Annotated in this window: 13 protein-coding genes and 1 pseudogene; 1 reads left to right on the forward strand and 13 read right to left on the reverse strand. The window is 48.5% G+C overall.

Annotated features, from left to right (window positions below; translation table 11 throughout):
- Positions 1–396: 396 nt before the first annotated feature.
- The 4 genes and pseudogenes from IEJ03_RS08550 to wzy all read right to left on the reverse strand — a co-directional run bounded on the left by IEJ03_RS08550 (position 397) and on the right by wzy (position 3,974).
- On the reverse strand, positions 397–660 hold the full coding sequence (locus IEJ03_RS08550) for a helix-turn-helix domain-containing protein (RefSeq protein WP_347400976.1): 264 nt from the start codon (positions 658–660) through the stop codon (positions 397–399).
- A 237-nt stretch (positions 661–897) separates the two neighbouring features.
- The gene (locus IEJ03_RS08555) at positions 898–2,085 is read right to left on the reverse strand and encodes a glycosyltransferase (protein ID WP_192034463.1); all 1,188 of its coding nucleotides are present in this window, start codon (positions 2,083–2,085) and stop codon (positions 898–900) included.
- Positions 2,086–2,294: 209 nt separating this feature from the next.
- Positions 2,295–2,528: pseudogene (locus IEJ03_RS08560) on the reverse strand (IS3 family transposase); the annotation flags it as partial.
- Positions 2,529–2,618: 90 nt separating this feature from the next.
- On the reverse strand, positions 2,619–3,974 hold the full coding sequence (wzy, locus tag IEJ03_RS08565; protein WP_192034465.1) for an O-antigen polysaccharide polymerase Wzy: 1,356 nt from the start codon (positions 3,972–3,974) through the stop codon (positions 2,619–2,621).
- 201 nt (positions 3,975–4,175) lie between these two features.
- Here wzy and IEJ03_RS08570 point away from each other — a divergent pair, with 201 nt between their 5' ends.
- A complete protein-coding gene (locus IEJ03_RS08570; protein ID WP_192034467.1) occupies positions 4,176–5,168 on the forward strand; it encodes an IS30 family transposase in 993 nt (330 codons plus the stop codon).
- Positions 5,169–5,681: 513 nt separating this feature from the next.
- On the opposite strand, the gene IEJ03_RS08580 is transcribed toward IEJ03_RS08570, so the two are convergent.
- From IEJ03_RS08580 to IEJ03_RS08620, 9 genes are all read right to left on the reverse strand, one after another.
- The gene (locus IEJ03_RS08580) at positions 5,682–6,947 is read right to left on the reverse strand and encodes an O-antigen translocase (protein ID WP_192034468.1); all 1,266 of its coding nucleotides are present in this window, start codon (positions 6,945–6,947) and stop codon (positions 5,682–5,684) included.
- Positions 6,944–8,059, reverse strand: coding sequence for a DegT/DnrJ/EryC1/StrS family aminotransferase (locus IEJ03_RS08585; protein ID WP_192034469.1), 1,116 nt, complete (start codon positions 8,057–8,059; stop codon positions 6,944–6,946). The genes IEJ03_RS08580 and IEJ03_RS08585 overlap by 4 nt, the downstream gene beginning before the upstream one ends.
- Positions 8,059–8,553: an acyltransferase gene (locus IEJ03_RS08590; protein WP_202884357.1), complete on the reverse strand. Its 495-nt coding sequence runs from the start codon at positions 8,551–8,553 to the stop codon at positions 8,059–8,061. Before IEJ03_RS08590 ends, IEJ03_RS08585 begins: the two co-directional genes overlap by 1 nt.
- A complete protein-coding gene (locus IEJ03_RS08595) occupies positions 8,528–8,923 on the reverse strand; it encodes an FdtA/QdtA family cupin domain-containing protein (RefSeq protein WP_192034470.1) in 396 nt (131 codons plus the stop codon). The genes IEJ03_RS08590 and IEJ03_RS08595 overlap by 26 nt, the downstream gene beginning before the upstream one ends.
- Entirely contained in the window at positions 8,920–9,798 is an 879-nt protein-coding gene (gene rfbA, locus IEJ03_RS08600) for a glucose-1-phosphate thymidylyltransferase RfbA (RefSeq protein ID WP_192034471.1), read from the reverse strand. The genes IEJ03_RS08595 and rfbA overlap by 4 nt, the downstream gene beginning before the upstream one ends.
- Positions 9,799–9,871: 73 nt before the next feature.
- Complete coding sequence (rfbB, locus tag IEJ03_RS08605) at positions 9,872–10,930, reverse strand: dTDP-glucose 4,6-dehydratase (protein ID WP_192034472.1); 1,059 nt, start codon at positions 10,928–10,930, stop codon at positions 9,872–9,874.
- A gap of 209 nt (positions 10,931–11,139) precedes the next feature.
- On the reverse strand, positions 11,140–11,922 hold the full coding sequence (locus tag IEJ03_RS08610; RefSeq protein ID WP_192034473.1) for a Wzz/FepE/Etk N-terminal domain-containing protein: 783 nt from the start codon (positions 11,920–11,922) through the stop codon (positions 11,140–11,142).
- Between the two features lie 223 nt (positions 11,923–12,145).
- Complete coding sequence (locus IEJ03_RS08615; protein ID WP_192034474.1) at positions 12,146–14,332, reverse strand: polysaccharide biosynthesis tyrosine autokinase; 2,187 nt, start codon at positions 14,330–14,332, stop codon at positions 12,146–12,148.
- 82 nt (positions 14,333–14,414) lie between these two features.
- Positions 14,415–14,849, reverse strand: a complete 435-nt coding sequence (locus tag IEJ03_RS08620; RefSeq protein WP_192034475.1) for a low molecular weight protein-tyrosine-phosphatase — start codon at positions 14,847–14,849, stop codon at positions 14,415–14,417.
- Position 14,850: the final 1 nt, after the last annotated feature.

Raw genomic sequence — 14,850 nt, forward strand, 5'->3', positions numbered from 1 at the left:
TTAGACACCTAGAAACCAACAAAACCATCAATAATGTTATGGGTCAATATTTAAAATTTACCGTCATTATAGACAAGAAGCCCAACATGAATTAGATGAAAATGGCGAGACATATGTTTTCAACTATAACAAAACTATATTTAACCAACTCTTATTTCAAACCAGAGGGTAAGATGTCAACCTATAAACTCATTGTAAATAACAACTGGCTGCAAATATTGAGTGCAACACCTGATCGAATCGGCAAGGTGTTGTATCAGGGAAAACGCATGAAAAAACTTACACCGCTAGAATGTCCGCCAAGTAGGTCTCATCCAGCGCTGATCTTGCCCAGCAACAGTGGACACCCCGTTAAGGCATTACACTGAACGAGGTGTCCACTGTTGCTGGGCAAGATCAGGGTGCAGCTTGGGACGCTGACGTGGCTGCTGTCGCGTCAAACGAGCTCGATAGCCCGCCAGGCTGGCATCGTAGCCCTTGATGGGGTTGACCGTGTGGCGTGCGATTTCTCGCGACACGGCGCTCGGTGCACGGTGCACGGTGCACGGTGCACGGTGCACGGCCCAGATGAGTGGCGATGGACCGGATCGAATGAGTCGCTCGCATCATCATGATGGTGGCTCGGTCTTCGGCGGTGAGATGGCGGTAGCACTGGGTCATGGCAACACCGTACCTGATAGGTCATGTGTTGCACTTGGTCATTGAGACCGCCCTCTCTTGCTGCCAGCAGAGGATAACTCCTATAGCTCATCTGACCATCAGGGACCCTACGACTAGGGGGATATATTGCACCTGAACACGATTAGCATCGAGAGGAAAGACACTTACCCCTCTATGTTGGCTTGGGCTTTAACCCTGCATCATGAAACAACATATTTTACCAAATATACGGCAACTTCAGCATTTTTTTTTACTATTATCAAGATAGCCAAAACATCTTTTTATCGCAAATTTAAATCTAAAAACCAGATTTAACAAACAGAACACTTTCAGTCCTTTGTAGCTTATGGGTTTCACATTCCGTTCAAAAAAAAGTTTATGGAAGACAACGTCTTCATGGAAAGACTCTGAATATAACTTGCTTTCCACTGAATGGAAATGACACCCTTTCTCTGTGAGATCTTGAACAATTCTCCCGAACTGGACATCATTCTGAGGTAAACCATAATTCTTAATGGGCAACTCGCCTAGCGAGAAACCATACGATTTATAGATCCACCTATATCTTTTAACTGGCTTACTGCTTAAAGAAGAAAATGGTTTAACTATAATAGTAGGCAATCCTGAACGAGCACCATCCAATGCCGATGTACCCATGGCGAACATTACATCGTAGCTTTTTCTCAAGAAGTCACTCAATTGACTATAATCTACACTTTCTACAAAAAAGACAGGAAAACTAAAATGAGATTCTTTTATATAGCTTTTTAGCAATTCTAGTCCATCACCAGAACCAATAACTGTAAAGCTATTTATCAAAGAAACATCAGCATTGGTGCTGTTTATATCTTCAAGAAGACACATGAGTGGATGAACCTTAAAATCTGTACTCACCCTTCCTAACCAAACTGCTCGAAGCCCGCAACTTTTATCGTCTGCCTTTACTTTCTTTTCTTCATAAGCAGGAACAGGAACAGCAATGGGGTAAATAATTTCATCTATAGGCACACCATTGGTAATACGGCCGTTTAAATCATAGAGCATTCCAGTATAGTCTGTGTATACTAAGCTTCGGGTTTCTATTAAGGCTTTTTGACACTTCTCAGCAAACTTGCTAATCAAAAACCCAAGAAAAAAGCTGTACTTACCGTTAGTGTTATATATAGATGCCTTAAAAGCACCATGGCCCATAGACCATATTAAAAAACCACTATCATCTTTGTAACACTTTACTATTTTGTAGGAATCTTTCAACCTTGATGTTGGAAGAACAAATAAGTCAACATGCGGCTTACTGTCTACCAATTGACTCTCATCAATAACATTCACACCATTTTCAAACAACCAGCCCTCAGCTCGTTTTAGTAAGCTGTCAGTACCTCCATATTCACATTGATAAAGAAAACAAATAGAATTCACTGGCATACTCACTTTAGTTATTTAACAATTCACGCAGCGCTGATAAAGTCCAAGTGCAACGCTATTGAAGGATACTCGGTCCACCAAAGGATTTCTTTAGCACCGCGACAAAAACTTCCAGCTGCGTTCGCCAATCCAGTGTCTTGCGCGGCCGAGTGTTCAGTAAATCGGCAATTTCATCTTAGTGATCTTGTACAGCAGATGTGGACACTGATCTAAGCGATCATTCGGGCCTCAAAGACCTCTGGGCTGATCATCCCGATCACCCTGCGCCAGCGCTGCCGGTTGTAGTCTATCTCGATGTACTCTAACATTTGGCACCAAATGGCGTTCTGGGTTTTGAAACGCTCACCATTGATCGCCTCGACCTTCAGGCTGTGGAAGAAGTTCTCAACACACGCGTTATCTTAACAGCAGCCTTTGGCGCTCATGCTACAAGTGAGTTGATATTCCAGGATGCAAAGCGAAGAATATGTCATGGGTACAACGCATTGTCGATTAGATCAGGTATTGCACTCAGAGTTTCCGGCCAAGCTTTGTTAAGATGAAGAGTGAGCTGGATGAACCACTAATAAACACCTAAACGCATAGCTAGCCGCAAGTGTTAGAATTAATACTGCGAAGAACTTAACCAGAAGATCATACGAACCACTTCGAGCGAAATATATCAAATTAGGAATGGTCAGAAAAAGAATAAGGCCATGCAGTTTACCGTCTTGAACAGAGAATTCACCCTTAAGATATTTAGCCCTAACTTGTGATATAAAATCAAGGTATTTAAGCAGCGACCCCAGAGTTAGACAAAAAGCCAATGAGGGAAGGAGACCCAAGTAATATATCTCAGCAAAGAAGCTACTAGCAAATCCTCCGTACTCCCAGTAAACACCTCTTGACCTGTCAACACATTGCCCAAAATCAGTACTAGAGAAAAAATAATCGTATATTTTTATGCATGACCTCAACTCATCTGTGAAATTAACAGCACCATATAAAACCTCAAATGTCGCACCTTGTTGGTGAAATGTCTTATACAATACATCAAAAACCCCATCGTAAATCTTAATCCCAAGCCTGTACTCAATCACTGCAGATGATATATAAACAACAAATAAAGCGATCAGAGACAATCCCGCAATATTAATACTTCTCTTCTCAGCCAGAAAATATAGATACATGAAGAAGTATGCGACTGCATAACCCCTCAGACCAACAAACAAGAAACCGACTCCGCCCAAAGCCAAAATTAATGCACCAAGATTATATTTAGCAGAGTGGCCAGATAGTAAAAGGTAAGCGATTATACAGTATTTAGCGTAAAAAAAATACTTAATATGGTTGCTAAACCCCTCTTTGCCTGCAAGCTCAAAATAGCTATAATCCCCAAGCAATAACGATGCCTGATAAGATTTATATAAAAATACGAAAACCAAAAAAAACGCAAAAAACAAGAAAAGACTTGAAAACTCCTTCCTTAAAATACGCCCACTGGGCACCTTAGGCAAAAACCTATCTATTTTTTTTGCAGGGAAAATACAATAGCCAAACACAATAACTGAAAGGCAAAAAGACAAAAAGATGACTGGCTTAACTTCATCTCCATGGTTCAGAACAATTCCAGCCTCCACCAACTCCCCATTAAAAAAAATAGACAAGATAGGCCTTGCTAAAATAAAGACGACCACGGACAAAATAAAAAAACCCACTGGGGAAATTATTTTTTTATTGAGCGAAAAACCAGATAAGCTTAATAGCAAAACAAGACAATACAGTACAAAAAAAGATCCCCCCCCCCCATCACCCCCCAAAAAAAGGAAAGCAAAGAAGAACACCACAAGTGCTAAAAAAGAACAGCACAGTAAAATAAAAAGGGAATAACTTCTGTTTGAATTAACCATACTCATAAACTCTTGAAATGCATCTTTGTTCGTAAAAAAATTGAAAGGATATACTCCCGCTATATTTCTAAAAATCCGGCCTGATTTTTGGCATTAAAGCCTGAATTCATAGAGTAATCGCAGCACTTTGGACCACGAGGTAGAGGCGGGAGGGGCAGCGCCGGTACCCTTCTCGGCTCACCTACCAAAGTGAAGCAGAGCATGGGATACCGACAGCTGACCCAGACCCAACGATACCAGATCTATGCCCGTCATGACTTGGGCATGAGCCGACGTCAGATCGCCAGAGAGCTTGGCATCCACAACAGCACGGTCAGCCGGGAACTGCGCCGTAACGCCACCGACAGCGGTTACGATCCTGAGCAGGCGCAGTCCTGCAGTGATCATCGGCGACGCACTTCCTGGAAGTGGACGAAGCGCTTGCCCAGCATGATTGCCGCTGTCGTCGACCGGCTGCGAGAGGAATGGAGCCCAGAGCAGATCAGCGGTTTCATGGCCCCCTTGTCTGGCGTCGGCGTCAGTCACCAGTGGATCTATTCCTTAATCTGGGATGACAAGGCCCGCGGTGGCGAGCTCTGGAAGCACCTCCGCCAGCCCAAGCGGCGCAGCAAGCACCGGGCTCAAGCCAAGAGCGCAGGACTTGGTAAGATTCCCAACCGCGTGGGCATCGAGCATCGCGCGGCTGAGATCGATGACAGGCGCTTTATCGGGCACTGGGAGGGTGACACCGTGGTCCAGGGGCACAAGCAGTCGGGCCTGGTCACGCTGGTCGAGCGACGTAGCGGCTATCTGCTGGCGGCACGGTTGCCCAAGCTTTCGGCGGAGCTGACGCAAAGGGCCATGATTCGGCTGCTAAAACCTCGCCGCGGTGCTGTCCAGACCATCACCCTGGACAACGGCTCGGAATTCGCTGATCACGAGACCGTAGCCCAGGCGGTAACGGCAGCGACTTACTTCTGCGATCCCTACTGCTCCGGGCAGCGTGGGACCAATGAGAACACCAATGGCCTGATACGACAGTACTTCCCCAAGGGAACGGACTTTCGACAGGTCACCGATGCCAAGCTGCGCAAGGTGGTCGAGAAGCTGAATGACCGACCCCGAAAGCGTCTCGGCTATCGCACACCGGCACAGGTGTTCCTGGGGGAATATTCAGGCGCCCTGGATACCGCAGGTGCTGCGCTTGTTGCTTGAATTCAGGAAGTACATAGACAATCGCTAGGTTCTGTCTGATAAGTCGGCACGCAAGCAAGGCATATCATTGCCCCGAAACTGCTGGCCAACTTGTCGTACCGGGTGCAGACCCGGTGCAGTTTCTTAATCCAGCCGGAACAGCGCTCGATGATGTTTCGCTCTCATTAGCGAGGCTTATCGAAGCCCCGCGGAGCGCCAGGACGCGGTTTTCGCTTCATCTTGCGCCGGGCAATGATTGGCTTCATACGGTGCTGGTCGCTGTAGCGACGCAACGGTTCGCTGTCATATCCCTTTTCACCGCACGACGGTTAAAAAGTATATCCGACAGCTGATGCTAAACTTTCCAAGCCTAGCGGAAGACGGGAACGATCGATAAGTGGTGCATAAGAGATAGTGTCAGCATCGGGTCATCCATGAGCAAAAGCTGTTAGATGACCACATTAGCTCCTACTGGTAAATCGCCACGAAGCCCGTCGTAGAGCAGTTTTTTATGCGTTTTCCCTGGTAGTTAATTTAGCCAGGATCCGAAAAATAACAAAAGAATCTATATCTCATACACCAGATCATAACCAAAAGATATAGGCTGTAATTAAGCGCAAATGCGTAAGTAACGCCAACAAGCCCAAACTCATTGACAAAGAGAAAGGTTAGTAGAATAAATAGACCTGAAAAAACAAGTTCGGTAAGAATAAACAACTTAGTCATAGCCTTTGCCAACATCATATAGGCTAAAAGCCACCCAGCCAACTTAATCACATCTCCTACAAGTTGCCAAGCGAACAATGCACGCATAGGGGTAAAACTTGGACTAAACAATAACCAAATAATAAAATCCTTAAGTAGGTAAATCGTTACAGCCATCACCATCACAACAGGCATGATAAGCTTATACCCTGCAAGAAGTTCTTGCACAATCTTTTTTTTATCATTAATTTCAGATAAACGAGGAAGATAGTAGATACCAAGTGTCGTTGTAACCACCATTAAGTACATTGAGGAAATATACCAAATAGCCTGCCAGTAACCAGCTTTTTCCCATCCTAGAGTCTCACCTAGATAATTACGTATAACAAGATGGGATATGGGAACAGCCGTAGCAGTAGTAATCGCCATCGCTGAGTAACGAAATAATTTCTTTGCTTGAGCTAAATCAAATTTTCTCTTGAATGTTTGTAGCTTAACTATTGCATGATTGCGCAAGTGCCAAATCACTAAAGCCAATACTATCGATTGGTTTGTGACCAACGCCACCAAAGCGCCATCCAAACCGAAGTAAACAACTAACAATGTGGTATAAAAGAGGCTAAAAGTATTTTGAGCAACATTTATAAGAACAAAGTTCTTTACTTCTTTCAAGCCATTGACAATAGACAAAAGAAGCTGATTGATCACAAATAGAACTATCGTGCAACCGAACAAAACAAAAATGTAGGAAAATTCGGCGCTTTCAAGAAATTGTTGTGCGGCAAAGTGAGAAAAGATAATCAGGCCAAGCCCCACGATCAGCGAGCATACTAACGATATCCGTGCAGCAGTTGCGAGAAGCGGGATGAGTTGTTCACCATCTACACCGTATTGAGCTGTATATTTAGTAACACCTGTATTGATACCACCCTGAGCCATAGTCATGGACAGCTGCATTATATTTTGAAACTGGCCGATTACTGCCAAGCCAGAAGGCCCAACAAATACTGACACTGCCTTGTTAATAGAAAGGCCTGCCAAGATTTTAACTGTTGTGGCAATCAGGCTTAGAAAAGATGTTTTAATAAGTGTCATGAGAAGCTATTTACCGCTTCAATAACGTTCTTCACCTCTTCGTCCGTTAGAGTTGGCCCCATGGGAAGACTAAGCACTTGCTTATGAATAGCTTCAGTCACCGGGTAGCTTTGATCTTTCAAGCCTTTATAAGCTTTCTGTTGATGCGGAGGTATGGGATAGTGAATCATGGTTTTCACACCTGCTTCACTGAGATAGGCTTGCAGATCATTTCGTTTGGCTGTACGAATCACATATAAATGAAATGCGTGTAATTTAAGAGAAGTTGAAGCAGCATCTGCGATTATTGGATTTTTTATGGCAGGGTTATGAATGCTCTTCGCGTATTCCTGAGCAATTTCTCTACGGCGAGCTGTTTCTGAATCTAAATACCGGAGCTTTACCCTCAGCATTGCCGCCTGGATTTCATCCAATCGACTGTTGCGACCCTGATATAGGTTTTCGTATTTCTTTCTACTACCATAGTTTCCAAGCGCACGAATAGCATTAGCAACTAGTTCGTCATTCGTTGTTACTGCACCAGCATCACCAAGGGCACCAAGATTTTTTCCTGGATAAAAACTGAACGCGCTAGCATGCCCCCAGCTTCCAGCTTTCTTACCATGGAGACTAGCGCCATGCGCCTGAGCAGAATCCTCTAGAACTAGCAGTTTATACCGTTCAGCAATGTCCATGATTGCAGGCATATCCGCCAACTGACCATATAAGTGCACTGGTAGGATGGCACGAGTTCTGCTGGTAATAGCTGCTTCAGCTTTATCGGGGCAGATGTTAAAGGTTACCTCATCTGGCTCGACCAATACAGGCACCAAACGATTCTCGGTAACAGCCAGAATACTCGCGATATAGGTATTAGCTGGCACGATAACTTCATCACCTTCTTTGAGGCGACCTAATTCTATCCATGCCCGTAAAGTTAGCACCAAAGCTTCCAATCCATTTGCGACGCCCACACAATGTTCAGTGCCGCAGTAGTTGGCAAACTCTTGCTCGAAGGCACTAACCTCGGCCCCCTGGACATACCACCCTGAATCAATGACGCGTGTTGCCGCAGAAACAAGTTCATCGCGATATTGGTCATTGATTGCTTTCAAATCTAGAAAAGTGACCATTAATCAATATACCTAATTATTTTTGCAGGATTACCTACGACTACAGCTTTATCTGGGACGTCTCGAGTGACAACTGAACCAGCACCAACCATTGCACTTTCACCGACAGTAATACCAGGAAGGAGCGTGGCATTTGCACCAATGCTGGAATTTTTCTTTATATGAATACCAGAAAATTTTTCTGGGGTTTTTTTTGACCGTGGGTAAGGGTCATTTGTGAATGTAGCGTTAGGGCCGATGAAAACATCTGACTCAATGCGAGTACCATCCCAGATGAAAACACCTGATTTTACGGTAACACGATCGCCTAGCTCAACATCACTTTCAATCAATGCATGTGCACAGATGTTGCAATCTCGACCAATCTTAGCCCCCTCTAACACCACTACAAATTGCCAAATACGTGTCCCGGCACCAATGTCGCACTTAGAAACAATTGCAGTCTCATGTATCATGATAGAATCAATATCACATTTTTTGTAAAAATTCAGCATAGTCCCGAATATAGTCATTCTCGTCATAATGGTCACTAGCAAGAACCATCAGCACGCAATCATCACTAAAATCGTGCATTTCGTGCCATACCATCTGCTTTATTAAAACACCTTGTAGCGGGCTATCGAGCCAAGCACATTCCCTTCGAACCCCGTTATCGAATTCCATGCGACACTTCCCAGCAACACATATAGCCATTTGTATTAGTGCCTTGTGTGCATGAAAACCTCTCGCGATATCGTTCCTTGTGCCAAAAATATAATAGACACGCTTAATACAAAATGGAGCTGTGCTATTTTCCTCTATTGAAACTAAAGAACCGCGTTCATCACCCAACTGCGAAAGATTGATCCACTCAAATAGGCTCATGACTCCCCCCTGGAAATGGAAAGTAAGTATTGCCCATAACCATTCTTTTTTAAATTACTGCCAATACGATGCAGATCATCACCACTCAGCCATCCTTGATTGAAGGCAATCTCTTCTAAACAGGCGATCTTATAACCTTGGCGCTTCTCAATCGTTTCTACAAAATGAGCTGCTTCGAGCAGACTTTCGTGAGTACCTGTATCAAGCCAGGCGAATCCGCGGCCCAGTTGCTCAACATTAAGGTTGCCACGCTCCAGGTAGGCCTGATTGACGCTGGTGATCTCGAGCTCGCCTCGGTGAGAGGGCTCGACCCGTTTGGCGATCTCAATGACGTCGTTATCATAGAAATAAAGTCCGGTTACCGCGTAATGAGACTTGGGCTTGACCGGCTTCTCTTCAATGGATATTGCGCGCTTGTTTGCGTCGAACGCCACCACGCCGAAGCGTTCTGGATCTTTGACCTGGTAGCCAAACACTGTGGCACCGCTGGCTTGCGCCGAGGCTTCCTTGAGCTTGGGGGTAAAGCCTTGGCCGTAGAAGATATTATCGCCGAGCACCAAGCAAACACTGTCGTTGCCAATAAAATCCTCGCCAATGATGAAGGCTTGGGCCAGACCATCGGGGCTGGGCTGCTCAGCATAGCTGATCTCGACACCAAACTGACTACCGTCGCCCAGTAAACGTTCGAAGCTCGTCAGGTCTTCCGGTGTGGTGATGATCAGCACTTCACGAATACCCGCCAACATAAGTACTGAAAGCGGATAATAGATCATCGGCTTGTCATAGATGGGCAGTAGTTGCTTCGAGACGCCCATTGTTATGGGGTACAGGCGCGTGCCAGAACCGCCAGCGAGGATAATGCCTTTGCGTGCCATGTGGAATCCTTGTCTGAATCTGCGATGGCTGCGTGATGCTTCTCACAGTGAAGAAGCTGCGCTCCGATAATTTTTAAGCTGTGGTGACACCTAAGCGTTCACGCTGGTAGCTACCATCCTGCACCCGGCGACACCATTCTTGGTTATTCAGATACCATTGAACGGTCTTACGAATACCACTTTCGAACGTTTCCTCAGGACGCCAGCCAAGCTGACGCTCGATCTTGTTTGCGTCGATCGCGTAGCGCAGGTCGTGACCAGGCCGATCCGCCACATGAGTGATCAAGTTGGTGTAGGGCGAATGCTGTGAGGGTGCCATCTCATCAAGCAGGGCGCAGATTGTGCGTACCACCTCGATGTTCTGCATCTCGTTGTGGCCGCCGATGTTGTAGGTCTCTCCTACTTGGCCTTCCGTAACCACCTTGTAGAGCGCCCGGGCGTGGTCTTCCACATAAAGCCAGTCGCGAACTTGCTCACCTTTGCCGTATACCGGCAGTGCCTTGCCTTCCAGGGCGTTAAGAATGATCAGCGGAATCAGCTTCTCGGGGAAGTGGTAGGGCCCGTAGTTGTTGGAACAGTTGGTGATCAGCGTGGGCAGGCCATAGGTGCGCTGCCAAGCACGGACCAAGTGATCCGAGCTGGCCTTACTAGCGGAATATGGCGAGCTGGGGGCATAGGAGGTTTCTTCGGTAAACAGCCCTACTGGTCCTTCCAGGTCGCCATACACCTCATCGGTGGAGATATGGTGGAAGCGGAAGGCTTGCTTACCTTTACTATCCAGGTTGTTCCAGTAGGAGCGTGTCACTTCCAGCAAGGTGTAGGTGCCAATGATATTGGTTTCGATGAACGCTGCCGGGCCATCGATGGAGCGGTCGACATGACTCTCAGCTGCCAGGTGCATCACCGCATCTGGCTGGTGCTCATTGAACACCCTCTCAAGCTCATTTCGGTCGCAGATATCCACCTGTTCAAATGCGTAGCGCTCACTGTCGCTGACCTCGGCCAGCGATTCCAAATTTCCGGCGTAGGTCAGCTTATCGACGTTTACCACGCTGTCGCCGGTGTTAGCGATGATATGGCGAATCACTGCTGAGCCGATGAAGCCCGCGCCACCAGTAACCAATAACTTCATAGCTTTCCTATTTATTAAAAATGCTGCTTGGCTAATAAAAAAACCACAAAAATGTGAGCAGGTACCTGCGACACTTCACATTTTTGTGAGCTTTAGCGTTTCGCTGAATCAGCCACATTTTTACGACAAAGCCCCACATTTCTGTGAGGCGTCGTCCGTAACCTACTAATTTTATTGACCACCACCGATAAGGGCGGTTATCAAAACTCTTAGGATTCTTTCTCATTGAGGCTGTTACAAACAAGTCCTGCAAACTGCATGAGAAACACCCCCATCACGGCCAGCATGCCACCCAACACCAGGGCCAAGGCCATGATCAGCGACCGACTCGTGCCCGCTTTCTCAAGGCTCTGCACCGCGCTCTGTGCCACACGCCCATCTTTCAGCAAGTCTAGGCGATCCTTCGTTAGGCCGATCTGCTCGATGTAACCCGCCATCAACTCTGCTGCGCCGGCACTGTTTGATTTCTCGGCTGTAGTCAGGGCGGCCTGCAAGCTTTCCAGTCGATTGGACAGCGTGGTGCGCTGACGGTCTACCAGCGCTTGCTGGTCACTCAAGATGCGCTCCAGAAGCGCACCATGCATTACCTTCACCAGAGACGCTGAATTTTCAGAGGCCTCTGAGGTAATTTTCACCAGCTGAGTATCTTCCGGAGATGACAGCTCGACAGAAAACGGCAGTGACTCCATCCCCTCCTGCTCAAGCATCTCGCGTGTCGTGGGTGCCACATACAAGCTCTGTGTCTTGGCAATCACAGTCGGCGCGGATTCCAAGGCACGTTCGGTGTTGCCCTCCCCTACCGGCGATTGCTCGGCTACCTCATAAACCGATGTGTATGTATAAGTTGGCGTCAAGGTAAACACGAAGGCCAGAGCGCCCAACACCACCACAGCAAATATGGCAGCCATAGCCTTCCACCGGCGCACCAGCACGGCCGCCAGGTCAACCAGGGAAATTTCGTCGTCGTGAGTGGTCTGCTGATCAGTCGTCACATCGAATACTCGTTGATTAGTTTTTCACCATCACGGCAAGCAGGCACGCTACCGCCCGGGGATTCCCTGGGTATGGTCCCTAACCCTTTGTTTCATCATGGCTTGTGCAGCTCTGCCGCAAGGCCCACATTGTATCCGCATTATCCACGAAGCTCTATGCGGCCATGGTGAGAAAAGGTATCCCAATGGGTCGCTAATCGGAGACAGACACTTGTGACGTCAATCACTTATAGACATAGTTGTAATATCCGTATTCAGCGCTGGCCGCCGCCTTGCGCTCGACGGCGTTGAGTACACAGCCCTTGACCACCACCCCATTGTCCGCCAGCCGCTGCCGAGCAACTTCCACTTCCTTGGGCGGGTTCAGCTGGAAACGTGCCACCATTAGGGTTGTGCCACATTGACTAGCCACAATCGCAGGATCCGTAACCGCTAGCACCGGCGGGGTATCGATGATGATCAGATCGTATCGTTCGCTCACCTCTGCGAGTACGTCACTGAAGGCGGCATGCATCAGCAGTTCGGCCGGGTTCGGAGGTAGCATGCCTCGCGAAATGTAGCTGAGTCCTGGTACCTGGCTGCTACGAATCACCTCATCGAGAGAACACTTGCCCGAGATCAACTCGGATAACCCCCCCTCGCTCAGCCCACCGAATGCCGTGTGAACGTGCCCCTTCCGCATATCGGCGTCCACGATAAGCACGCTCTGCCCGCCTTGAGCGCACACCGCGCCCAGATTGGTACTGACAAAGCTCTTGCCGATGCCGGGACTAGGCCCAGTGATGACCAATCGGTTGTCCTTAGCCTCAAGCATCGCGAAATGCAGGCTGGTTCGAAGCCCTCGCAGTGCCTCGATAGACAGATCCGCCGGTGCCCGCCCCGCTAGTACGTCGGTGGAGACACTCTGTCCTTGCTTGTCTTGCTTGCGCTTGATGCGCCGCGACAACTTGCCCTGCTCTTCAGACAAGGGGACAGTGGTATACACATTCAGCCCCAGCTCTTCCAACTGCTCGGGCGCCTCTACGCCTCGTTTGAGCAGCCCACGCACCAGCACCAGCCCGACTGAGAGCATGCCGCCCAGCAGGGTCGCCAGCACCACGATCAGCGGACGCTTAGGTGCGACAGTGCCAGGCAATACTTCAGCATCATCGAGAATACGCACGTTACCGATAGTACTGGCCACCGCGATCTCCATTTCCTGCACCTTGTTGCGCAGCTGAACGTAGATTTCCTGGCCCACCTTGACGTCGCGAGAAAATCTTAGAATTTCTTGCTGTGTCTCAGGTAAGGTGTTGACCTGCTGCCCCAGTTTGACGCGTTCACGCTCGAGTTGAGCCCTCTTATCTAGCAAGGCCGAATAGGTCGGATGACTGGGGGTAAAGCGGCGCGAAATCTCCGACTCCAACAATTCGAGTTCGTTGAGCTGGCTCTCGAGATTCACCAAGCGCTCCAGAACCGCCTTAGTCTCCAGCGACACATCGACGCTTTCCTGCTGAGAGCGATAGCGGTTTAGGTTGTTCTCTGACTGGCGCAGTTCTTGGCGCACCTTCGGCATCTGCCCCTTGAGGAATTCAAGGCTCTTGCGCACCTCCTCGGATTGGCGGCGCATATTCTGTGATACGTACATATCCGCCACCGTGTTCAGAATACGCTTGAGCGCTTCAGGGTTAGTCCCTTCAAGCGACCAATGCAGAATGCCAGTGTTGTGGCCCTGCTCACTGATCGAGAGGCGATCACGCAGGCTGACGAACTCGCGCATTCGTGTTATGCGGAAGACATCGAATCGAGCACCCGCCGCTGCCTGTATAGCACCAACGCGAAGCGCCACATCGCCATTGGAAAAAGATGAAAGCTCCCCTACTAATCCCTCTCCGAGACGCTTGCCTTCCAGGTAGAGCGCATATTGAGTGTCGTTCAGCACCTCCAACTCGAAGACCTCACCTCGCATCTCGTCGGTCAACGGCATCTCGGTCACGGAAATGCCTTCATCCGCCCAGACACTATCCCACCCCTGAGCAAAGCCGGGCCGCTCGATGCCGCGACGCACCAGGAAGTCACCTATCACCGGCAGTCGATGCGGCTTAACCTTCAGGTCGAGATTGAGCAAATCTACCGCCTTTCCCAGCACCATGCGAGAGCGAATAATTTCGATCTCGGCCTGGGAGGGAGGCTCGCTGCCTAACATATTGGTGACATCCGAGAGCGGGTTCATCGACCCCGCCCTATCCTCGATCTGTACCAGCGTCTCGGCACGATAAACAGGCGTCGCCAATAATGCATAGGAGCCCCCTATCAGGGTGATGCTCAGCGTGATCATAGCAATCCACCACTTGTGATCGATCAAGAGGCCAAACAGGCGACTCAGGTCAATCTCATCATCGGCAGATGGTGTAACAGAGGATTGAGACATTTCAGCACCAGCGGAGGGAGCAATGACAACAATGCGATGAATGCTTTGATAGCGAGGCGGCGCCTGACACCATCAAGGACATTCAGAGCTTCTTGGCCCAAGTGTCGGCCGCAAGGACCAAACGGCGGTGAACAAACTCAAAGACTTCCTCGCTCTTACGGTATGGATCTGGAATCTCCTTGATGTCACGCTCAAGCCAGTGCCCGAGCAGCATGGTCTTCCCCAGCGCCGCCGGCGACATTTCTCCTATCGCGTGTCGCTGGCCGTCACTCATCACCAATACTAGGTCGACCTGCCGAAGCAGCTCACGACTAACCTGACGCGCCACATGCTCGCCCACATCCAGCCCATCCGCTTCCGCCAATTTCCTGGCGATCGGCTCGACACCCCGCCCCACAAGAGCACCTAAGCCTGCCGAGGTAATCACCTTGCCCGGTAAGCGCTGTGTGAGCATGGCTTCGGCTACAGGACTGCGGCATATATTGCCAATGCACACCACCATAATCTTCTCGAACAAG

This window comes from Halomonas sp. YLGW01 (genome assembly GCF_014840935.1).
GTDB lineage: Bacteria > Pseudomonadota > Gammaproteobacteria > Pseudomonadales > Halomonadaceae > Onishia.